Below are 20733 nucleotides of genomic sequence, written 5' to 3' on the forward strand. Positions count from 1 at the left end.
GTCCCGACGCGTTGATGCGATTTGCGGGTACTATCTTCTGGCATGACGACGACCGAGAAGCGCGGCGCGACACCCCGCTGGGCAGGGCTGCTCTATGCCGAAGGCGCCTTCGGCTTCAATGTCCTCCACCAGATGCAGACGCTCTGGCTGGTCTATTTCTATGCTCCTCCGCCCGAAAGCGGACGGCCGGTGCTCGCGCCGATCGCCCTGCTCACCCTGCTTTTCGCGGTCGGCCGGGTGGTAGAAGCGTTCGATGACCTGCTGATCGGGCATTGGAGCGATGTCACGCGCTCGCGCTGGGGACGGCGGCTGCCGTTCATCGTCGGCGGCGGCCCCTTTGTTGGGGTGCTGTTCATCCTACTGTGGTTTCCGCCCCCGCTCGAACCGGTCTGGATGGCGATCTACGTTTTTCTTGTCCTCCAAGCCTATTTTCTGGCGGCGACGGTCGTCCAGCAGCCGTATGAGGCGGTTCTTGCCGAAATGAGCCGCGATTCGGCGACACGGGTGCGTGTCGCGACGTGGAAAGTCGCGTTCGGGATTGTGGGCGCCGCCGTCGGCTTGATCGGCAGCGGCCTCTTGATTGAGCGCATCGGCTTCGGGCCAACGGGCGCCGTCTTTGCCGCGATCGCGGTCGGGAGCGTGCTCCTCTCCGTAACCGGCATCCGGCGGCTGCCGCGCGCGCCGGCGCTCGAGAAGCGCATCTCGCTTCCCCGCGCGCTCCTCCTCACGACGACGAACCGGCAGTTCTTGGTCTTCGTGACGAGTTCGGTCCTGTTCTTCCTGGGGCTCAATTTGCTCACTCTCTTGCTGCCCTACTTTGCGACTGTCGTCCTGCGCCGGAATGAGGGGCTGGTGTCGCTGCTCACCGCGACCTTTACCGCGGTAGCGTTTCTCTCCCTGCCGCTGGTCGGGCGGCTGGCGGCGTGGCGCTCGAAGGCCTTCGCCTACAAGGCGGCGATGGCGGCGCTCGGTCTCCTGCTGCCCGGGCTGTTCTTCATCGGCTATCTCCCCGGGATCGACCCGCTCATGCAAGGGTTTTTCTACGTCGCGCTCTTGGGCGTGCCGATGGCTGCACTGTTCGTTCTGCCCAGCCCCTTGATCGCCGACATCATCGATGACGACGCCCGCCGAACCGGCTTGCGGCGGGAGGGCATGTACTACGCGGCCGATGTGACGGTGCGCAAGCTCGGCTTCGCCCTCTCAACGGCGATCTTCGGCGCTGTCCTCGCCACCTTCGGCTTCTCGGTGGAGCAGCCGCTCGGCGTGCGGCTCATCGGCCCGATCGCAGGGCTTGGCGTGCTGCTCGGCCTGCTCCTCTTCGCCGTCGGCTATCGGCTGCCCGACCGGATCGATCCGGACCCGGTTAAGTAGGCGATCGCCTGCACGACGAAACGCCCGAGCGTAAAGAGATCGCGCAGGCTGGCGAGCGAAAGCGCCGCGCGCGGCTGCACATGTTCGAACAGGTCGACGAGCGCAAAGGCGAGAACTCGCGGGCCGAGCGCGCGGGCAAGCTTGAGCGACTCTGAGTAGTGCACCATCTGGTCTTGCACGTCGTGGAGAATAAGCACCGGCGCGCGCACGCGATCGAGGATCGGTGCGGGGTTAAGCGCCTCGAGAACCGCGCGCTCGCGAGCCGGGATCGCCTCCAGCGCTCGGCGGGCCTCCTCTTGGCTGGCGGAGGGAAACATCCGCAGGAGGCCGGGAGCGCGCAGAGCGGCGATTACGGCGAGCAGATGCTCCATTGCGCCGGCGCTCGGCCGCCAGCGCCTGCCTGCGCCGTCGGCAACGCCCGCTGCAGCCGCGACGAAGAAATCGAAAATGTCGTAATACCCTCCAAAGAAGACCACGGCCCGAATGCGGTCGGCAATCCTCGGATCGGCGGAGGCGACGAGGGCGGTTGAGCCGCCGACGGAAAAGCCGAGGAGGCTGATCCGCCGTGGGTCGACCGCCGGGTGCTGGGCCAGGGTCTCAACGGCGCGCACGAACGTCTCGGCCTGCTCGATCCCGGGCCGCCCTCGGTCGAGCGCGACGAGCCGCGGCCAGCAGACCACAAAGCCGAGCCGGGCGAGCGACGTCGCAAACCGGCCGATCACAGGCCGGTCATGGGGCGCGGTGCGGACGCCCATCGCGATGATGATCGCTGGCCGGCGGCCCCGCCACGGCGCGCCGGGCAGCCAGCAATCGGTTACGACCGGTCCCCCTGGCGAGGGGGCGATTGTGCGCGAGCGTCCCGGCGCGGCGGTCACGAGGCGCAGCGGTTTCAGCGGGACAGGAAAGACGTCGAAAAGAAGAAGGAGCGCCTTAACGAGCGCGATCGCTTTCTCCAGCGCAGCGCAGAGCAGTGGCAGAAGGCTCGTCACGTCACGATTGTCGCATCTTGCGCCGCGTTCCGGAAGGCACCGCTCACCGAGGCGGGCGCAAGGGGTATCATGCCTAGCCGGCGCGGAGGTGCGGGGCTGGCAGAGCGCGCGGCCGAACTGCGGTGCGGTTTTGCGTCGGCAGCGCCTCGCCGCACCTCGGCGCTTGGCTGGTTAGCAGTGCGCTGTCGCCTAGTGACGCAAGCTGGTCCCCTCGCCTTGCCCGGCTCGGGAACAGATGGGCGCGCAGCAGGCGTTCACAGACTACTGCTGCCGAATGGACCGGCTCCCCCTCGTGTCCTCAGGGGGTGACCAGCCGGGCGCATGAGGGAGGAGGCGGCCAGCGCCGATACGAGGAGCGGGCTGGTTCGGTAGAGAGGAGCGATTGGAGTGCGCTTCCGCCTGTGGTCGTGGCCCGTCGCCCGCCTGCTGCGATCAGCTGCCTCCTCCTCCGGGCGGCGGAACTGCCGGTACAATTCGGGAAGAGTGAGATGAGCGACGCTCCGGACATCCTTCCTCCGCTCGACCTGCCCGACCAACCGGACGTACGCGCCCTCCTCGACTCGGTGATCGCGAACGTCACGCGGCTCGCGGGAAGCGAGGCGGGCCTTGTTTCGATCTGGGACCCTGGTCGCGGCCGGCTACGCGCGACCTCGAGCTACGGGCTTGCGCCGACCGACGAAGAGCGGATCCAGCGGACGCTCGATGTCGTGCTGCCCGCGCTCCTTGAAGAGGGACGCGATATCTCTGAGCTTGGACAGGTGCTTTCCCCGCCGAAGGACGAAAAGATCCTCGCGCTGCCTCTCCGCGCGCACGGGCGAACGGTCGGACTGCTCTGCCTCTTCCTGCCGAAAGATCGTCCGGCGCTCCCCGGCGACAGCGGCGTCGTGGACGTGCTGAGCGACCACGTTGACGTCATCCTGCGCAATGCGCAGCTGCTGCAGGGGATTATCGAAGAGAAACGATGGCTGGAAGCGATCGTCAACAGCACTGGCGAAGGGCTGCTCATCCTTGACGCTGAGGGCCGGATCCTCGGGGCGAACCCTGCTTTCTATCGGATGACCGGCCTCTCCTCCGACCGGATCACGGGGCGGACGCTCCCTGAGGTCTTTGACATCCCGCCCACGCCGCCGGACGAGCCGCTCGTCGAGGTGCGGGTGCGGCCAGCAGGCCGGCGCGTCTTCGAGGCCTACCGCGCGATCATCCGCGGAGAGAACGACGAACCGATCGGCGGGGTCGTCTCGCTGCGCGATGTCACCGCTCGCCGGGAGGCCGAGGAACTGCAATCGACCTTTTTTTCGGTCATCTCGCACGAATTAAAGACGCCGATCGCTGTCATTCGCGGGTATGCTGATCTAATCGCCGAGTCGGCCAACGACCCGGACCCGGATCAACTGCGCCGCCAAGCGCGCGTGATCCAAGATGAGAGTGAACGGCTGGCGCGGATGGTTGAAAACCTGCTCGAAGCAACTCGCATCCAGAGCGGGGCATTAGAATTGGCCCCGGAACCGGTTGCGCTCGGCCCGCTCATTGCGCGGCTGGTACGGCGGATGCGGCGGGTCAGCGGCGGACGACGGCTCATCTTCCGCGATCCTGGCGCTCTGCCCCCTGTGCTCGCCGATCCGCAGCGGATCGAAGAAGTGCTCGCGAATTTGCTCGACAACGCGATTAAGTATTCGCCGAGCGGCAGCCGGATTACCGTCTCGGTAACCGCAACCGGACATGAGGTGATCGTGCGGGTGGCAGATGAGGGGGAAGGCGTCCCGGAGTCGGAGCGCGAGCGGATTTTCGAGCGCTTTTCGCGGCTCGACTCGCGCGTTGTTCGCCAAGCGAAAGGCGCGGGGCTTGGGCTGTTCATCTGCAAAGCCATCGTCGAGGCGCACGGTGGCCGGATTTGGGTCGAAGAGACCCCCGGCGGCGGGGCAACCTTCGCGTTCAGTCTGCCTCGCGAATGGCCGGCTGCGCTGCCCCAGCATGTTGGCTTCGCGGGGCTGCTCGCCCGGCCGGAGGACCGCCATGAGTGACGAAAAGAAACTGGCCGAGACGATCCTCGTCGTCGACGACGAACCGACCCTCGTCGACCTCACCCGCACGACCCTCGAGCGAGAAGGGTATGCTGTCATCGAAGCGTCCAACGGCCGCGAGGCGGTCGCGAAGGTGCGCGATTACCTGCCCGACCTCGTCCTGCTCGATGTCATGATGCCTGACATGGATGGGTTTGAGGCGCTCAAAGCGATCCGCGAGTTCTCAAGCGTGCCCATCATTATGCTGACAGTCCAAGATAGCGAGGCGAGCAAGGTGCGGGGCCTTGAGCTTGGGGCAGACGATTACGTCCCGAAGACCGCCGGCCGCCGCGAACTGGTCAGCCGCATTCGCGCCGTGCTGCGTCGCGCTCGCCTCGCCCAGCCGCCCAGCCGCGCCCTCGTCCGGATCGACGATGACCTGACCGTCGATTTTGACCGGCGCGAGGTGATCGTTCGCGGCGAGGCGGTCAAGCTCCGGCCGACGGAATACAAGCTGCTGCACCATCTCATCCAGAACGCCGGCCGGCTGCTGACGCATGAGCAGCTGCTGACGAAGGTCTGGGGACGCGAGTACCGCGACGATACGCAGCTGCTGCGCCTGTATATCACCTATCTTCGGCAGAAGATCGAGCCCGAGCCGTCGAAGCCGAAATACATCCTCAATGAACGGGGAATGGGCTATCGCTTCGCCGAGTTTGCTGCCGAGAAGCGGTGAGCGGGCTCTCGCGCCTCCCGGAACCAGAGTGGCCGTGGCGCGCCGTTGACCTGATCGCCGAGAAAGCGGCGGGCGGCCGGCTCCCCGCTGAGGCGATCCGCTGGCTTATCGAGCGCTATACCGCCGGGGAGATCCCCGACTACCAGATGAGCGCGTTCCTCATGGCAGTCTGCTGGCGCGGCATGACCGACGATGAGGTGACCGAGCTGACGCTCGCGATGGCGGCGAGCGGCCTCCAGATTGACGTGTCCGATATCGCGCCTGTTGTCGCTGACAAGCACAGCACCGGCGGCGTTGGCGACAAGACGACGCTCGTTGTCGCGCCGCTGGTCGCCCATCTCGGCCTGCCGGTCGCCAAGATGAGCGGCCGCGGGCTTGGCCACACCGGTGGGACGATCGACAAGCTGGAGTCGTTCCCCGGCCTCCGGGTCGAGTTGACGGTCGACCAGTTTCGCGAGCAGCTCCGGCGCCTCGGCCTCGTTATCGCCAGCCAGTCGGCCGACCTCGCGCCGGCTGACGGCAAGCTTTATGCCCTGCGCGACGCAACGGCGACGGTCGGGTCGATCCCGCTCATCGCCAGTTCGGTGATGGCTAAGAAGATCGCTGCCGGCGCGACGGTGATCGGGCTCGATGTCAAGTGCGGTCGGGGCGCGTTCATGAAGACCCCTGCCGAGGCAGCGCAGCTTGCCGAACTGATGGTCGCCATCGGCGAGAAGGCCGGGCGACGGGTGGTCGCTCTCGTCAGCGGAATGGACCAGCCGCTCGGTGAGGCCATCGGCAATCTGATCGAGGTAGAAGAGGCGATCGCGACCCTGCAGGGCGCGGGGCCGCCAGATCTGCGGGAGCTGTCGGTGGCGCTCGCGAGCGACCTGCTAGCGGCAGCCGGCCGCTTCGAGGAGCACGAAGCGCGGCGGCGCGCCGAAGCGGCGCTCGCCTCGGGGGCGGCGCTGGAACGGCTTGCCGACCTTGTCGAGGGGCAAGGAGGACGGCGCGACGATGTCTACCATCCGGAGCGGCTGCCCCACGCGCCCGTCGCGCGTCCGGTGTTCCCGCCGCGCGCGGGCGTTGTGACTGCTCTTGAGACCGAACAGATCGGACGGTTGGCGATGCGGCTTGGCGCCGGCCGCGCTCAGAAGGGGGGCGTTCTCGACCATCGGGTTGGTATCCGGCTGCTCCGCAAGGTCGGTGATCCCGTCCACCCGCGCGACCCCCTCGCGGTCCTCTATACTGCAAGCGAGCGCGATGCCGACCTGGCAGTCCCGCTCCTGACGTCGTTCATCCAGATTGGCGACGAGCCAGTGACGCCGCCGCCTCTTCTCCTTTCGCGTCATCGTTCCGTACACTGATCGGCGAAGAGTACGGCGCGTACCGGCATCCTATCGCGGCCGTTGCGCTCTGTCGGCGCGAAGGAGCGGCCGCGCGCGGAGGCGAGCGCGCTCATGGACCCGTTGATCGGCCGCAGCCTCGGCCAATATCAGATCGTCGAACTCCTCGGAAGCGGCGGGATGGCGACGGTCTATCGTGCGCTGCAGCCGGCACTCAACCGCTCCGTCGCGATCAAAGTCCTCCCGCCCGTGCTTGCGAACGATGACCTTTTCGTCGCCCGGTTCCGCCGCGAAGCGATGGTCGTTGCTGGCCTCGCCCACCCGAACATCTTGCCGGTCTACGATTTCGGCATCTTCGACGGCTATCTCGCCATCATCATGATGTATGTCCGCGGCGGGACGCTGCGGACCCGGCTCGGTGAGCCGATGCCAGTCGCGACGGCTGTCCAGATCGCGGCCCAAGTCGCCGACGCGCTCCGCTATGCCCACGAGCGCGGCATCGTCCACCGCGACGTCAAGCCTTCGAACATCCTGATGGCGCGCTCAGACTGGGCGCTCCTGGCGGACTTTGGGATCGCCCAGCTTGCTGATCAGCGGACGTTGACCCTCACCGGCGCCAAAGTCGGGACCCCGGAATATATGAGCCCTGAGCAAGCGGCTGGCGACCCGGTCGATGCCCGCAGCGATCTCTACTCGCTCGGCATCGTCCTCTACGAGATGCTGACGGGACGCGTGCCGTTCAGCGCGCCGACAACGTTAGCGACGCTCCAGCAGCAGATCCATACGCCCCTGCCGCCGATCACGACCTTCCGGCGCGACCTGCCGCCCGGTCTGATCGAGGTGGTGAAGCGCGCCTTGGAGAAGTCGCCGGCGGCGCGCTTTGCCACCGCCGCCGAGTTCCACGACGCTCTTCTCGCCTCCCTCGAGCCGGCGCCGGTTGAGGCGACGGTGGTCCCCGTCGAGCAGCGGGCGCCGCCTCCTCCTGCCATTGGGACGCCCCCCGCGTCCCCGAGGCAGACAACTTGGCTGCCCATGGCGCTTGGAGGGGTCGCGATCGGTGCCGTGCTCGCCGTGCTCTGCGGCGGATTGGCGCTTGCCGCAGCGAGTGGCATGGCTGGCCGAGTGCTTCCCATCGCGCTCTCCACGCCTGTCGCTCGCCCGAGCGAGACCCCCACCCCCGCCCCCATCGGGGGCGTGCTGTATCAGGCGGATTTTTCCTCCCCGGCCCGGGCACAGTGGGCGCTCGGCGACGGAAGCGAAGCGACGATCGAGGGCGGACGCTTATTCGTGACCTCGCTGCAGGCAAACCGCGCTTTCCGGGTCTGGCCCGAGCGCGCGCCGCTCGTCGAGGATTTCATCCTCGAGGCGGAGATCACCAAGCTGACCGGCCCGAACAACTTCGGCTATGGCGTGACCTTTCGCGATGACGGCAAGGGGTCGTACTTTTTCTTCTCGATCACCGGCAACGGCTCCTTCAAGCTCGAGAAGTGGGTTGCTGCTTCCGGCGAATGGGTCACCTACGTCAACTGGACGTCTTCCAACGCCATCAATCGGGGAGATAACGTCCCGAACGTCCTGCGGGTGATTGCGACCGGCTCCCAGATCAAGCTGCTGATCAACGACCGCCCGGTCGCCACCGCTACGGACGACGCGCCGGTCCGCGGCAACACGGGCATTCTCGTCGGGACGACTGGGCTGCGCGTCGCGGTCTCCTCCTTCCAGATCCTCCAGCCGTAGTGCCTGCAAAGGCGCAGCCGCCGCCCAAAGCGGCCTTGGCGGCCGGCGGCGAGCGGCAGGTCGAGGCGTGGGCTGGAGAGCGCGCAGACGCAACGCGCAGGCTGAGCGTGGAGCGACGCTGGAGTGCACTTTTGCTCTAGGATCCCGCCGGCGTGTGGCTGTCTTCCCCATGCGCCCGTGCTGGCCGGCGGCTCGCTCCTGAACGCGGGCAGGGGTAGCCAAAACTGTTCCGGCCACACTCGGGAGATCGCTGCAATGTGGGCACGTCCCTTCGTGACGGTGGGGTTCGTCCTCATCCTGCTCTCTCTCGCCTGTCTTCCCCAGCCGACCGCCGGCGGCGCACCCTCGGTCGCTTCCCCAGCCCAGACCCGCCCCCTCGTTATTGGCGGGATCCCCGACCAGGCGCCGGCAACCCTCGCGCGCTCCTTCGAAGGGTTCGCAAAGCTGCTCAGTGAACGGACCGGCCTTCCCGTCAAATACCAGCCGGCACAAGATTACGCCGCGATTGTCGCCGCATTTCGGCGCGGTGAGGTGCATCTTGTCTGGTTTGGCGGCCTCACCGGCGTCCAAGCGCGGGAAGCCGTTCCCGGCGCCCGAGCCGTCGCGCACCGCCCGATCGACGCCGAATTCCGCTCCGTGTTCATCGTCCACGCTGACAGCAAGGCGGAACGGCTGACCGACCTGCGCGGGATGACCTTCACCTTCGGCAGCGAAAGCTCGACGTCCGGTCATCTGATGCCGCGCTATTTCCTGCTTGAGGCGGGGATCGATCCAGACAGAGACTTCCGCGGCAAGCCGAACTTTTCCGGCGCGCACGACCGGACGTATAAGCTGGTCGAGGCGGGCTCCTTTCAGGCCGGCGCCTTGAACATGGCGGTGTGGGATGCGGCGGTGCGGAACGGCCAAGTGGACACGACCAAGGTGCGCGAGTTCTACCGGACGCCGCCGTACTTCGATTACAACTGGACGATCCATCCTGATGTCGACAAGATCTGGGGAGCCGGCGCTTCCGAAAAGCTGATCCAAGCGCTGCTTTCGATCCGCGCAAGCGACGGGCCAGAAGCGAAGGAAATCCTCGACCTCTTCGCCACCGACCGGTTTGTTCCCACCCAGAACTCGAATTACGAAGCGATCCGCCGAGTTGCCGAACAGCTCGGCATCCTCCGGTGACCGAGGCTGTCCGCCTTGAAGCCGTTGCGCTCCGCTATCCGAGCGGCGGCGGAATTCAGCCGCTCTCGCTCACCATCGCCGCGGGCGAGACGGTGGCGCTCGTGGGGCCGTCCGGCGCTGGCAAGACGACCCTGCTCTCGCTGCTCGCTGGCGAGATCTCGCCGGAGAGCGGCCGCGTGATCCTGCACGGCCGGCCGCTCGCCGCGCTTGCGCCTGGCCGCGAGTTGGCGCGGCTGGTCGGCATCATGCATCAGCAGTTTGATCTCGTTCCCCATCTCCCCGTCCACAGCAACGTGCTCGCTGGGCGGCTCGGCGAGTGGGGGCTTGCTCGCTCGCTGCTCTCTCTCCTCTTCCCTCAAGATGCTGGCCTCGCCCGGCGGGCCCTCGCTCGGGTCGGCCTGCTCGACCGCTGGAATGAGCGCACCGCGCGCCTCTCCGGCGGGGAACAGCAGCGGGTAGCGCTCGCTCGCCTCCTCGTCCAGAACCCGCGCATCCTTCTCGCCGATGAGCCCGTCTCCTCGCTTGACCCAGCGCGCGCTGAGGATCTGCTCGCGCTTCTGACCGGGATTGCGGCAAGCGACGGGAAAACCCTCATCGCCAGCCTGCATTCTGTCGGGCTGGCGCGACGCTTCTTCCAGCGCATCATTGCCTTGCGCGCGGGCGCGGTGCAGTTTGACCGCCCGGCAGCGGCGGTGGGCGACGACGACTTGGCGCGGCTCTACGCCCTCGCGCCGGCGGCGGAATGAGCAGCGCTGTTTCGGGACGCACGCTCCTCACCCTGCTGCTCGCTGCGGCGTTCGGCTGGAGCCTCGCCGCGGTCGATTGGCGGGCAGGGGTGGTCAACGACCAGGGGCTGCCAGCCTTCGCCGAGTTCCTCGTTGCCGCCCTTCAGCCGGATCTCCGTCCCTCTTTCGTGGGGCGCGTGATTGGCGCGCTCTGGCAAACTGTCGCCTACGCCGTTGCGGGCATGACAGTGGCCATTGTCATCGGCGGCATCCTTGGACCAGTCGCGTCGGGCGCGCTGGCGCGGCGGCGGGTAATGCGGTGGGCCCAGGTGACCGGGGCGCGGGCACTGCTCGGGTTCTTCCGCGCGATCCACGAGCTCGTTTGGGCGTGGCTGTTTATCGCCGCGCTCGGCCTCTCCCCTCTTGCCGGCGTGCTCGCGCTCGGGGTGCCATACGGCGGGATCCTCGGCCTGATCTACGCGCAGCACCTCGCGGATGTGCCCGCCGCTCCGCTGCGCGCGCTCCAGACGACCGGAGCGCGCCCTTGGCAGGTGTTTTTCTACGGGCGGCTGCCGCTTGCCTTGCCGGATCTCGTCAGTTACACGCTCTACCGCTTTGAGTGCGGGCTGCGCGCTGCGGCAGTCTTCAGTTTTGTCGGGCTCGGGGGGCTCGGCGCAGAGATCCAGCTCTCCCTGAGCGAACTGAACTACCGTGAAGTGTGGACCCTGCTCATCACGGTGATCGCTCTCATCCTCTTTGTCGACTGGTGGAGCGGCGAAGTGCGCCGGAGGATGACAACGTGACCGTCGGCCGGGCAGCCGGCCGTGTCAGCAGGCGCTGCAGGCTGTCGTTCGGTCGCGTCTCGGTCGCTGTCCTCCTCCTGTTGCTTGCTTTCAGTTGGGTGTGGGTGGTCACCGAGGAGCGTGCGCGGGGGAGCGCCCTCGTGTCCGCGGAGTCAGTTGAGCATGTCGGACGGTTTCTCCGCGATCTGGTCGGGTGGGGGGCAGCGCGGCCGCCGGCGTACCTCCGGCCTGAGCGATGGGGAGCGATGGCAGGCCTTGCGCTCGAAACGCTCGCCATGAGCATCTTGGCTGCGGGGATAGCGGGGGGAGGGGCAGTGCTCCTCGCTCTCTTCGCGGCGCGCAACGTTGCGTTCGGGGCGCTGCGTCCCTCTTCCTCGCTCATCTGGCCTCTCGCCTATCTGCTAGCGCGCGGCGCGTTCGCCGTCACGCGCGCGCTCCCCGAGTTGGTCTGGGCGCTGCTCCTGCTCTTCCTCTTCCTCCCCGGCCTTCTTCCGGGCGCGCTCGCACTCGGCCTCCACAATCTCGGGGTCGTCGGAAAGCTGAGCGCGGAAGCGGTCGAGAACGTGCAAGTCCGTCCTCTCCAAGCGCTCCAACGGAGCGGCGCCCGTCCCGGTCAAGTGCTTGCCTACGGGGTCTTGCCTGCGCTCCTGCCCCAGCTGCTGACCTATCTCTGCTACCGCTGGGAAGTGATCATCCGCTCTACCATGATCGTCGGCTTTGTCGGCGCTGGCGGGTTAGGCTATGAATTTCGCCTGCGGATGAGCTATTTCCACTACACCGAGGTGACGCTCATCCTGCTGGTCTATCTCCTGCTCGTCGTTGGGGTGGACCTGATCTCGGCGGGGCTGCGGCGCTTGGCGCGCTAAGAGACGGCGGAAATTCGGCCTTCCCGAGGAGGCTGCGGGCTTAGCCGGTCTCGCGGCTGACGGTGATGATGCCTTTCACTGCCTCCAGCTTGCCTAGCACGCGGCTCAGCTGCTCGATCCCGGTGGTGTCGAGTTTCATCGAGATCGTCGCGGTGCCGTCGGGGTTGCTTTCGGTGTGGACAGCGCTCATGTTGATGTTTTCGGCAGCGATGACGGCGGTCACGTCGCTCAGCAGGCCGACGCGGTCCCACGCATCGACGCGAATGCGGGCAGGAAAGACGTGGTCTTTGCTCAATGCCCAGTCGACGCGGACAATCCGCTCGGGTTCTGCGAGGTTGCGGAGGTTAGGGCAGTCGGCGCGGTGAACAGTCACGCCGCGAAAGCGGGTGATGTAGCCGACGATCACATCGCCCGGCACTGGCGAGCAGCACCGCGCGATCGTCGTAACGAGGTCTCCCACGCCCATCACGGCAATGCCGCCGTTCGGCGCGCTGCCGTCGCGCTTGGGGGTGACGGGCAGCGTCATCGGCCGCGGCTCGGCCGCAGCGATCTTCACTGCGATCTGCCCGGGGTTGATTTCACCGACGCCGATTGCGACGAGAAAATCCTCGAGCTTGTCGTATTTGAACAGCTTGGCGATCTCTTCGAGCGGCTTCTGGATCGCCAGCCGTTTCAGCTCCTTCTCAAGCAGCTCGCGGCCCCGCTCAAGGTTCTCTGCGCGCTCTTGCCGGCGGAACCATTGCCGGATCTTCTCGCGCGCGTGGGAGGTTTTGACATAGCCGAGATTCGGGTTGAGCCAGTCGCGGCTTGGGCCGCGGCTCGACTTTGGGGCGATGATCTCGACCTGGTCCCCATTCTTGAGCGGCGTATTGAGAGGCACGAGCCGGCCGTTCACTTTCGCGCCGACGCAGCGGTGGCCGAGATCGGTATGGATGCGATAGGCGAAGTCGAGCGGCGTTGCGCCCGCCGGGAGGTCTTTGATCTCGCCGCGGGGGGTATAGACAAAGACCTGGTCGCGGAACAGGTCGGTCTTGACGGAGTCGACAAACTCCTGCGCGCCCCGCACCTCTTTCTGCCATTCAAGGAGCTGCCGCAACCAAGCGACGCGCTCCTCGAATTTGATGTCAGGCTTGCGGTTCCCCTCTTTGTAGCGCCAATGGGCAGCGATGCCGTATTCGGCGACCCGGTGCATTTCGTGAGTGCGGATCTGGATCTCGAGTGGCTTGCCCTCCTCGGCGATAACCGTGGTGTGGAGCGACTGGTACATCGACTGCTTGGGATTCGCGATGTAGTCGTCGAACTGCCCAGGCACCGGATGCCACAGCGTGTGCACGACGCCGAGCGCGTGATAGCACTCGGGCACGGTGTCAACAAGAACGCGGACAGCGAGCAGGTCGTAGATGTCGTCGAACTGGCGCCCGATGGTTTCGTAGGCGCGCATCTTCCGGTAGACGCTGTAGAGATGCTTGGTTCGCCCCGACACCTCGCCTTTGATAGTGGCTTCCTCAAGGGCGCGGCGCAGTTTTTGGATCACCCGCGAGAGATATTGCTCCCCGGCAGCGCGCCGCTTGGCGACGAGATCGGCGATCTCGCGGTACTTTTCGGGCTCGAGGTAAGAGAAGGCGAGGTCCTCGAGCTCCGACTTCACTTGGTAGATCCCGAGCCGACCCGCAAGAGGAGCGAAGATCTCCATCGTCTCTTGGGCGATCGCGCGCTGCCGTGCCGGCGGGAGCGCCCACAGCGTGCGCATGTTGTGCAGGCGGTCGGCGAGCTTAATCAGAACAACTCGGACATCCTCCGCCATCGCGATCAGCATCTTGCGGAGGTTCTCCGCTTGGGCAACCTCTTCGCCGGCTTTGGCGGAACCGCGGGTGTCGTGCGCGAACGAAGTGACCTTGGAAAGCTTCGTGACGCCATCGACGAGGCTCGCGACCTCCCGCCCGAACCGCTGTTCGATCTCCTCGATCGGGACGCCGCAGTCTTCGGGCACGTCGTGCAGAATGGCGGCGGCGATCGCGTTCTGATCAAGATGCAGTTCGGTCAGGATGAGCGCGGCAGCGACGGGATGCTCAAGGTAGGGCTCTCCCGATTTCCGTCGCTGGCCGTCGTGGGCGACAGCGGCAAACTGATAGGCCCGGTCGATGATCTCAATCGATCCTGGAGGCAGGTACTGAAGCGCTCGCGACCGAAGCAGCTCAAACGACATTGCTTCTTGCGCCATCGCGCTACGACGTCCGTTCAGCCGCTAGGACAGCCAAGCGGCAGAAAGTATCGCTTCTAAGTGTACGTTAGGATTTCGGCCGTTCGCTCGTCGAAGCAGCATTGCTGGCGGTCGAGGCGGCGGAGCGCTCGCCGGTGCCGGCCGCAGACGGTTCCTCCTCGCCGCTTGCGGCTTTGCGAAATTCTCGGATCCCTTTGCCGAAGCTGCCAAACACCTCGGGTAGCCGGCCGACGCCGAAGATGATCATGACGACCGCCAAGATGAGGACCAACTCCATCGGCCCAATGCGAAACGGCATGTTCCTTCCTCCTCGAGGGGAGCTTGTTGAAGAACCGTAGCACGCCTGCCGGCGCTATGCCACCATCAGCGTCCGCTGGCTTCTCTGAAGACGGTCGACGGCGCAGGGGCTTGCCGCAGTTCTCTCGCCTTCAGGGCATGAGCATACTGCGCAGCCGAAACGCGGCGGCGACGCTTGCCGGAGAGGACGCGGGCGTGAGCCTGCAGGCGGGCCGGCGAGGCGTACTAGGCGCCCGGAGGAGGCGCAAATGAGGAAGAGGGGTTAGACGCGGCTGACAACCGGCAAGTCGTAACGGCGCCGAATGCTTGAGCCGAGCTTGCCGATATCGGCACCGTAGATGTGAATCGAGATGGTCAGGTCGGTGCTCCGGTTCGCCACCTTATGGATATCCCCCGGCGGGGTGAGCGCTGCGATGGCGCCGACGTCGGAAGTCACTGTCTCGAGCTCGATCAGGGCGTTGCGGCCGGCATCAAGCCGGTAGCGGGTCTCATCCTCGCGCCCACGGTGGACGCCGACGACACACCACGACACGTGGTCATGGATGCTCGTCTCCTGTCCACGGGTCCAGACGAGAGAGACGATCGAGAAAGCGCCGTCTTCTTCAACGTGGAGGATGTGCTGCCGATAGCGGGTGGGGTCGGGCTCTTCTTGGCTGGGAAGGAGCAGGTCGGCTCGGCCGAGATAGGGGCGGAGGGCCTGCGCGACATCTCCCGCAACCCTGCCCGCTTCCCCGCCAGCGCGGACAATCGCCCGGATCTCCTGCACTAAGGCGCTTAGCGTTGGAGAGCCGATGCGCGGCGACGCCATTGTCATCGCGGGAACCTCCTCTTACCGACCGTAGTTCGGCGCCTCTTTCGTGATCGAGATGTCATGGGGATGACTCTCAATCAGGCTGGCATTAGTGATCCTAATGAACTGCGCCTGCTGGAGATCGCGGATTGTGGCAGCGCCGACATAGCCCATGCCTGCGCGCAGCCCGCCGACGAGCTGGTAAATCAAGTTCGCAAGCGGCCCTTTGTAGGCCACCCGCCCCTCGACGCCTTCCGGAACGAACTTCGACAGCTCTTCGACCGCGTCTTGCCGGTAGCGATCCTTGCTGAACCCGCGCGCCTTCATCGCGCCGAGCGAGCCCATCCCGCGGTACTCTTTGTAGCGCTCGCCTTGGTAGAGCACAATCTCGCCGGGGCTCTCATCGACGCCGGCGAGGAGGCCGCCGAGCATCACGCTGTCTGCGCCGGCGGCGATTGCTTTGACGATATCTCCCGAGAAGCGGATGCCGCCATCGGCGATCACGGGCACATCGTACTCGCGCGCGACCTCAGCACAGTCGTAGATCGCAGTCAGCTGAGGAACGCCTGCTCCAGCGACGATGCGGGTTGTGCAGATCGAGCCGGGTCCGACGCCGACTTTGACCGCATCCGCGCCAGCGAGGATGAGATCGCGCGCGCCCTCTGCCGTCGCCACGTTGCCCGCCACGACGTCAACCGGGAACGTGTCTTTCAGCCACACCACCATGTCGCGCACGGCATCCGAATGTCCGTGAGCAGTATCGACGACGAGGACATCTACTCCCGCCGCAACGAGCTCCCGCGCTCGGTCCTTACTGTCGCCGACCACACCAACCGCTGCTCCCACCCGCAGGCGGCCGTGCTCATCCTTCGTCGCGTTCGGGTACATGATCTTCTTTTGGATATCTTTCACCGTGATCAGGCCCCGCAGGCGGAACTCCTCGTCGACAACCGGCAGCTTCTCGATCCGGTGCCGATGGAGGATCTCCTTCGCCTGCTCGAGGGTTGTCCCGACGGGCACGGTGATCAGGTTGTCGCGCGTCATGACGTTGCGGATCGGCTGGTCGAAGTTCTCCTCGAAGCGGAGGTCGCGGTTCGTCAAAATTCCGACCAGCTTGCCGTTCTCAGTGACAGGGAGCCCGGAGATGTGATACCGCTCCATGAGGACGAGGGCATCGCGGACGGTCATCTCCGGCGTGAGCGTCACCGGGTCGACGATCATGCCCGCCTCGGAGCGCTTCACCTTATCGACCTCTTCGACCTGATCCTCGATCGAAAGATTGCGGTGGATTACGCCGAGCCCCCCTTCCCGGGCGATGGCAATCGCAAGGCGCGACTCGGTGACCGTGTCCATCGCCGCGGAGAGGATGGGGATAGCGAGGGAGATCCGGCGCGTCAGCCGCGTCTCTGTCCGAACGTCCTTCGGCTCCACCGACGACTTGGCCGGCACAAGCAGAACATCATCGAACGTCAGCCCTTCGCGGCCGAACTTCGCTTCACGGCGATCGGCGGCCGCAATGAACGAACGGCGCGACTCGGGAAACGTCATGACCGCAAACTCCTTGGAATCACAAAGGCGCGCCGCAGAGAGGGACGCGCCTTTGGTCTCGCGGCTGGATCGCTTCGCCACGAACAGAGCGGAGACCAGCGTTTAGCGGCCACGCCGCAGCCTCTCCCGCCGTCGGATGGCACCATCCAGCGCACTGCAAGGGTGGGACATGGCTAAGTATAGATCGCGGCTTCTCGGCTTGACGAGATGCTCGCCCCGCAGGAAACTGGTAGTAGTGATGAAGGCGCTTGGCCAACCGTGGTGGCCTCACGTTCAGCTCCGAACGGCTGCCTATTGGCGCGGGCGGGCGTGGCTGTTCCGCGTCGTCGCCGAGGCAACACTCGAGTTTGCCGACCGACTCGAAGTGTACGAACTGGACGACGCCGAGTTCGAGCGGTTGCAGCAGCTTTCCTATCACGACCGAATTGCGGCGCTGCTCAACCGGCGTCCCGACCGCATCGAGCGCAAGCTTCCCTCGCTCTCTCCGCCTGCTCCGGCCGGCGACCCGTCCCCCTCCCCCTAGCGCGCCTCAGACCGATGGGCGCGGCTTGGGTGCGCCTCTCCACCACCATGCGATGACAACTGCCGCGCTCGCGAGCGGGAGGAGGAGGAGGAGCGGCGCCACAATCGCAAGAATGGTCGTAGTGCCGGCGAGGACATCTTCGATTGCGCTGACAACCGGCGTGGCGATGCCAAACGTGAGGGCGGTCACCACTGGCCGGGCGGTCGCCTTGACGGCGTGGACACTGCCGGCGGCAAGGACCCCGAGGAGAATGGCGAGCGCGGGATGGATCTCGCTGATCACATTGCCGGCCGCCGCGAACAAGATCGCGCCTGCTGCCGGCCGGAGAACCGTATTGAGCACGTCGTTCGCGTGATCAACCCCTGGGATTTTGTCGGCGAAGAACTCGACCCCGAAGAGCAGCGCGAGCCCAAGCAAGACCCATTCATTAGTCAGCCAGGTGAACGGGTCGTTCAGCGTAATCCAGGAAGTGAACCGCGCTGTTATCCCGACGAGCAGCAGCGGCACGTACGCATTCAGCCCGGCCGGCGCGCTGATGCCGAATGCGGTCAGGATGGCGAGCAGTTCGCTCACCTCAGCCTCCGACCAGCAGCCTGAGAAGGTCGGGATTAGTCGCAAAGAAGAAGAGGTTCATCCCGCAGAGGAAGAGCGCGCCGAGAACGCCGAGGACGATCCCGGCGGTTGCCATCCCGCTTCCCGTCAGCATTCCTCCCGAATTGTTGATTTGACTGCGCGCGATCAGCCCCGTGACCACCGCGACGATGGAGGGAATGAAGAAGAAGTTGCAGATGGTCAGAACGGCGAGAATACCGAAGATGAGAGACGCGATTGCCAGTCCGGACCGGCGCACAAGCCTTCCTGCAGGCGGTGGAGCAGCAGCTGAAGCGGGTCCGCCGGCGGCCGAAGGGCTGAACGCCCCCGCTGCGCTGGATGCGGTGGCGAATGAGGCGGTCGGCGCATCCGCGACATTCGCGCTCGGAACGGCCGGAGGAGGGCTCGGCGGCGGCTCTGGCGGGCGCGGCGGCGGAGGGGACGCTGCTCCCGGCGGGGCCTGCATTACCACCGTCCGCTCGGCCGGCGGCTCTGACTGGGGCGCCGGCGGCGTGGCCGGCTGGCTGGGCCGCGTGAGCGCTGTTCCGCAGTTGTAGCAGAAGCGCGCAGTGGCGGCGTTTTCGCTCCCGCAGTTTGGGCAGTTCATGCCGTCCCCCTTCACCGTGCGATCGATTCGTGGCGCCTGCTTCTCTCCCGGTATAACTGCTGGCCCGCCTGAGAAGTTCCCCGTGGCGCCGCGCTCCTCATGCTTCGCCGGTCCATTCCTTCGGCGGGAGGATCAGCCCGCAGCGCGGGCGGTGCGTCGCTTTCTGGCCGTGCGCAGGACAGGCGCTAAAGGGCGTAGCCGGCAGCGACGGCATCCTCATGGAATTGGCGCACCGTCTCAAGCGAGTAGACCTCGAGATCCTTGCCGTACAGCGGCAGCTTTTTCAGCAGGTCTGAGGTAACGGTGATGATGTGGCAGCCTACCTGGTCCGCTTGGTAGACGTTCAGCACTTCGCGGGGGCTGGCCCAGATCAGTTCGAGCGCGGGATAGGGGCGCAGCATTTCAACTGCTGCCGCCATCAGCGGCACTGGGTCACGCCCCGTGTCGGCGATGCGTCCGGCGAAGACCGAGATATACGAGGAATGGCTCTCGGCGAGCGCTTCGGCGACGCGGCGGACTTGGCCGAGCGTGGTCAGCGCCGTGATATTCAGCTTGATGCCGTCGCGCGCGAGCCGTCGGACGAGCTCGTCAGTCCACTCGCCGCGCGTGTTGGTGACGGGGATCTTGACGTAGACGTTGTCGCCCCAACTCGCGATCTCGCGCGCTTGGCGCTCCATCTCGGCCGTCTCGTCGCTGAACACCTCGAAGGAGATGGGACGGTCCGGAATGGCGCGCAGCACATCCTTCGCAAAGGCGCGGTAGTCGCGCACTCCTGCCTTGCGCATGAGCGTCGGGTTGGTGGTGAAGCCGGCGACCCAAGGCTGGGCGGCGAGCTCAAGCATGCTGGCTTTATCGGCGCCGTCGGCAAAGATCTTGACGCGCAGTCCTTCGTGCATTGCGGCATCCTCATCGCGATCTTGCGCGGGTGACGATCCAAGGGAGCGCTTCAGCGAGCGACCCGACAACGAGGTCGGGCGCGGGCGCGGAAGGAGGCGCGGTCTCAGCGTAGCGATAGTCTATCAAGACCGTCGCAACTCCTGCTTGCTTGCCCGCCGCGATGTCTTTCCAGCGGTCGCCGACGAGCACCGAGCGGCGCAGGTCGAGGCGGAGCGCCCGGGCAGCGGCGAGGATCAGTCCCGGCCGAGGCTTGCGGCAGCTGCAGCCGTCGGCGTCGTCGTGCCAGCAGACTTCGATCGAGTCGATGGCAAGCTCCTCGCGGAGCCGCTGGTGGATCGCGTCGACGGCAGCGCGGCTGGTGGCGCCGCGCGCGACGTCGGGCTGGTTGGTGACGATGACGATCGCGAAGCCGGCATGCCGCAAGGCCGCGATCGCTGCCGCCACGCCGGGCAGGATCTCGAGTTCCTGCACCGAGGCGGGCGGGTAGGGCCGGCCGTTGCGGACGATCGCGCGGTTGACGACCCCGTCGCGATCGAGGAAGACGGCCGGCCTACGGGCGGGCATAGCCTGACGCCTTGTACACCTGCTCAACGATGGCAAGGCAGGCGCGCGCCTCGGCGAGGCCGGCGGCTGGCGGCCGGTCGAGCCGGATATCCTCCAGAAACTCCTGCAGCTCGATCGCCCATGACCGGTCGCCCATCGGATACTCCCAGATCGTCGTCTCGGGCGGTCCCATTTCGGGCAGCATTTTGTAGAACGCGATGCGCTCTGTGCCGTAGGAGCCGCCCAATCCTTCGATGTGCAGCTTGGCGCTGCGTCCATAGATTTCGAAGGAGAAGAGGTTTTTCCATTCAGTACACGAGACATGAAGAAAGGCGACCTGCTGGCGCGCCGTCTTCAGGGTTAGGAAGGCATTGTCCTCGACCGGCATATCCCAGTAGTAGGTGTGGGCAAAGCCGTACCATTCGGTGAAATCGCCGAGGAACCAGCGCGCGAGGTCGATGACATGAACTCCCTGGTCGATCAGTTCGCCGCCGCCCGAGCGCGCCGGGTCGGCGCGCCATTCTCGGTCGTAGCCGACGCGGCCGCCGTGTCCGTAGCGGCCGCGGATGAACATCAGCTCGCCGAGCGCGCCCGCCTCAAACAAGCGGCGGGCCTGGAGAACTGCCGGGTGATAACGGTGATTGAACCCCACCCGCACGAGCCGGCCGCTTCGCGTGGCCGCCTCCTCGATCTGTGCTAGCTCGGCGAGCGACCGCGCGGCGGGCTTTTCCACCAACACATGCTTGCCCGCCTCGAGGGCGCCCACTGCCACTTCGGCGAGGGCGTCGTTCGTTGTCGCGACGATAACGAGGTCGACATCGTTCCGCTCGACAGCATGCCGCCAGTCGGTTGTCGCAAGCGCGCCCGCTGGACGCGCCAGCCGCTCGGCGCGTTCGCGGTCGAGGTCGGCGCAGACACGAAGCTGTCCGCTCGCTAGGGCCTGCGCTCGCTTTGTGCCGACGAGCCCGCAGCCGACAATAGCGACACCGCCCAT

20 protein-coding genes are annotated in these 20733 nt (G+C 66.1%); 10 read left to right on the plus strand and 10 right to left on the minus strand.

Going from position 1 to position 20733, the window contains the following annotated elements; all coding sequences use genetic code 11:
• Positions 1–42: 42 nt before the first annotated feature.
• Entirely contained in the window at positions 43–1371 is a 1329-nt protein-coding gene (locus NZ773_05850) for an MFS transporter (protein ID MCS6801448.1), read from the plus strand.
• Here the strand turns inward: NZ773_05850 and NZ773_05855 are convergent.
• The gene (locus NZ773_05855) at positions 1329–2360 is read right to left on the minus strand and encodes an acetylxylan esterase (protein MCS6801449.1); all 1032 of its coding nucleotides are present in this window, start codon (positions 2358–2360) and stop codon (positions 1329–1331) included. The genes NZ773_05850 and NZ773_05855 overlap by 43 nt on opposite strands.
• 488 nt (positions 2361–2848) lie before the next feature.
• Here NZ773_05855 and NZ773_05860 point away from each other — a divergent pair, with 488 nt between their 5' ends.
• The 8 genes from NZ773_05860 to NZ773_05895 all read left to right on the plus strand — a co-directional run bounded on the left by NZ773_05860 (position 2849) and on the right by NZ773_05895 (position 11722).
• Positions 2849–4381, plus strand: a complete 1533-nt coding sequence (locus tag NZ773_05860; protein MCS6801450.1) for an ATP-binding protein — start codon at positions 2849–2851, stop codon at positions 4379–4381.
• A complete protein-coding gene (locus NZ773_05865; GenBank protein MCS6801451.1) occupies positions 4374–5096 on the plus strand; it encodes a response regulator transcription factor in 723 nt (240 codons plus the stop codon). The genes NZ773_05860 and NZ773_05865 overlap by 8 nt, the downstream gene beginning before the upstream one ends.
• Positions 5093–6442, plus strand: a complete 1350-nt coding sequence (locus NZ773_05870) for a thymidine phosphorylase (GenBank protein MCS6801452.1) — start codon at positions 5093–5095, stop codon at positions 6440–6442. Before NZ773_05865 ends, NZ773_05870 begins: the two co-directional genes overlap by 4 nt.
• Before the next feature lie 93 nt (positions 6443–6535).
• The gene (locus tag NZ773_05875; protein MCS6801453.1) at positions 6536–8158 is read left to right on the plus strand and encodes a serine/threonine protein kinase; all 1623 of its coding nucleotides are present in this window, start codon (positions 6536–6538) and stop codon (positions 8156–8158) included.
• Positions 8159–8413: 255 nt separating this feature from the next.
• Positions 8414–9328, plus strand: coding sequence for a putative selenate ABC transporter substrate-binding protein (locus NZ773_05880; GenBank protein ID MCS6801454.1), 915 nt, complete (start codon positions 8414–8416; stop codon positions 9326–9328).
• Positions 9325–10074, plus strand: a complete 750-nt coding sequence (locus NZ773_05885; protein ID MCS6801455.1) for an ATP-binding cassette domain-containing protein — start codon at positions 9325–9327, stop codon at positions 10072–10074. The genes NZ773_05880 and NZ773_05885 overlap by 4 nt, the downstream gene beginning before the upstream one ends.
• Positions 10071–10856, plus strand: coding sequence for an ABC transporter permease subunit (locus NZ773_05890; protein ID MCS6801456.1), 786 nt, complete (start codon positions 10071–10073; stop codon positions 10854–10856). The genes NZ773_05885 and NZ773_05890 overlap by 4 nt, the downstream gene beginning before the upstream one ends.
• Positions 10820–11722 carry an ABC transporter permease subunit gene (locus NZ773_05895; protein ID MCS6801457.1) on the plus strand — a complete coding sequence of 301 codons (903 nt, stop codon included), beginning with the start codon at positions 10820–10822 and terminating at the stop codon, positions 11720–11722. The genes NZ773_05890 and NZ773_05895 overlap by 37 nt, the downstream gene beginning before the upstream one ends.
• A 40-nt stretch (positions 11723–11762) precedes the next feature.
• Here NZ773_05895 and NZ773_05900 read toward each other — a convergent pair whose 3' ends face one another.
• The 4 genes from NZ773_05900 to guaB form a co-directional block, all read right to left on the minus strand.
• On the minus strand, positions 11763–13928 hold the full coding sequence (locus tag NZ773_05900) for a bifunctional (p)ppGpp synthetase/guanosine-3',5'-bis(diphosphate) 3'-pyrophosphohydrolase (protein ID MCS6801458.1): 2166 nt from the start codon (positions 13926–13928) through the stop codon (positions 11763–11765).
• Positions 13929–14010: 82 nt separating this feature from the next.
• Positions 14011–14241 (minus strand): twin-arginine translocase TatA/TatE family subunit, encoded by a 231-nt coding sequence (locus NZ773_05905; protein ID MCS6801459.1) that lies wholly within the window; start codon positions 14239–14241, stop codon positions 14011–14013.
• A gap of 261 nt (positions 14242–14502) precedes the next feature.
• Positions 14503–15054 (minus strand): cysteine dioxygenase family protein, encoded by a 552-nt coding sequence (locus NZ773_05910; protein MCS6801460.1) that lies wholly within the window; start codon positions 15052–15054, stop codon positions 14503–14505.
• A 15-nt stretch (positions 15055–15069) separates the two neighbouring features.
• Positions 15070–16578 carry an IMP dehydrogenase gene (guaB, locus tag NZ773_05915; GenBank protein MCS6801461.1) on the minus strand — a complete coding sequence of 503 codons (1509 nt, stop codon included), beginning with the start codon at positions 16576–16578 and terminating at the stop codon, positions 15070–15072.
• A 169-nt stretch (positions 16579–16747) separates the two neighbouring features.
• Between guaB and NZ773_05920 the strand changes: the two genes are divergently transcribed.
• Positions 16748–17101 (plus strand): hypothetical protein, encoded by a 354-nt coding sequence (locus NZ773_05920; protein ID MCS6801462.1) that lies wholly within the window; start codon positions 16748–16750, stop codon positions 17099–17101.
• A 6-nt stretch (positions 17102–17107) separates the two neighbouring features.
• Here NZ773_05920 and NZ773_05925 read toward each other — a convergent pair whose 3' ends face one another.
• The 5 genes from NZ773_05925 to NZ773_05945 form a co-directional block, all read right to left on the minus strand.
• Positions 17108–17674 carry a DUF4126 domain-containing protein gene (locus tag NZ773_05925; GenBank protein ID MCS6801463.1) on the minus strand — a complete coding sequence of 189 codons (567 nt, stop codon included), beginning with the start codon at positions 17672–17674 and terminating at the stop codon, positions 17108–17110.
• Position 17675: 1 nt separating this feature from the next.
• Positions 17676–17951, minus strand: a complete 276-nt coding sequence (locus tag NZ773_05930; GenBank protein MCS6801464.1) for a DUF4190 domain-containing protein — start codon at positions 17949–17951, stop codon at positions 17676–17678.
• A gap of 533 nt (positions 17952–18484) precedes the next feature.
• Positions 18485–19195 (minus strand): transaldolase, encoded by a 711-nt coding sequence (locus NZ773_05935; protein ID MCS6801465.1) that lies wholly within the window; start codon positions 19193–19195, stop codon positions 18485–18487.
• A gap of 10 nt (positions 19196–19205) precedes the next feature.
• On the minus strand, positions 19206–19760 hold the full coding sequence (locus NZ773_05940; protein MCS6801466.1) for an HAD family hydrolase: 555 nt from the start codon (positions 19758–19760) through the stop codon (positions 19206–19208).
• Positions 19747–20733 carry a Gfo/Idh/MocA family oxidoreductase gene (locus tag NZ773_05945; protein ID MCS6801467.1) on the minus strand — a complete coding sequence of 329 codons (987 nt, stop codon included), beginning with the start codon at positions 20731–20733 and terminating at the stop codon, positions 19747–19749. Before NZ773_05945 ends, NZ773_05940 begins: the two co-directional genes overlap by 14 nt.

It is taken from the genome of Dehalococcoidia bacterium (genome assembly GCA_025054935.1).
In the GTDB taxonomy this organism is placed as follows: domain Bacteria; phylum Chloroflexota; class Dehalococcoidia; order SpSt-223; family SpSt-223; genus JANWZD01.

What these genes read in the sequence shown, in the direction of transcription:
- NZ773_05850 (MCS6801448.1), top strand. Translation starts at nt 43, where the DNA reads ATGACGACGACCGAGAAGCGCGGCGCGACACCCCGCTGGGCAGGGCTG.
- NZ773_05860 (MCS6801450.1), top strand. Translation starts at nt 2,849, where the DNA reads ATGAGCGACGCTCCGGACATCCTTCCTCCGCTCGACCTGCCCGACCAA.
- NZ773_05865 (MCS6801451.1), top strand. Translation starts at nt 4,374, where the DNA reads ATGAGTGACGAAAAGAAACTGGCCGAGACGATCCTCGTCGTCGACGAC.
- NZ773_05875 (MCS6801453.1), top strand. Translation starts at nt 6,536, where the DNA reads ATGGACCCGTTGATCGGCCGCAGCCTCGGCCAATATCAGATCGTCGAA.
- NZ773_05880 (MCS6801454.1), top strand. Translation starts at nt 8,414, where the DNA reads ATGTGGGCACGTCCCTTCGTGACGGTGGGGTTCGTCCTCATCCTGCTC.
- NZ773_05890 (MCS6801456.1), top strand. Translation starts at nt 10,071, where the DNA reads ATGAGCAGCGCTGTTTCGGGACGCACGCTCCTCACCCTGCTGCTCGCT.
- NZ773_05900 (MCS6801458.1), bottom strand. Translation starts at nt 13,928, where the DNA reads ATGTCGTTTGAGCTGCTTCGGTCGCGAGCGCTTCAGTACCTGCCTCCA.
- NZ773_05905 (MCS6801459.1), bottom strand. Translation starts at nt 14,241, where the DNA reads ATGCCGTTTCGCATTGGGCCGATGGAGTTGGTCCTCATCTTGGCGGTC.
- NZ773_05910 (MCS6801460.1), bottom strand. Translation starts at nt 15,054, where the DNA reads ATGACAATGGCGTCGCCGCGCATCGGCTCTCCAACGCTAAGCGCCTTA.
- guaB (MCS6801461.1), bottom strand. Translation starts at nt 16,578, where the DNA reads ATGACGTTTCCCGAGTCGCGCCGTTCGTTCATTGCGGCCGCCGATCGC.
- NZ773_05920 (MCS6801462.1), top strand. Translation starts at nt 16,748, where the DNA reads ATGGCTAAGTATAGATCGCGGCTTCTCGGCTTGACGAGATGCTCGCCC.
- NZ773_05935 (MCS6801465.1), bottom strand. Translation starts at nt 19,195, where the DNA reads ATGCACGAAGGACTGCGCGTCAAGATCTTTGCCGACGGCGCCGATAAA.
- NZ773_05940 (MCS6801466.1), bottom strand. Translation starts at nt 19,760, where the DNA reads ATGCCCGCCCGTAGGCCGGCCGTCTTCCTCGATCGCGACGGGGTCGTC.
- NZ773_05945 (MCS6801467.1), bottom strand. Translation starts at nt 20,733, where the DNA reads ATGGGCGGTGTCGCTATTGTCGGCTGCGGGCTCGTCGGCACAAAGCGA.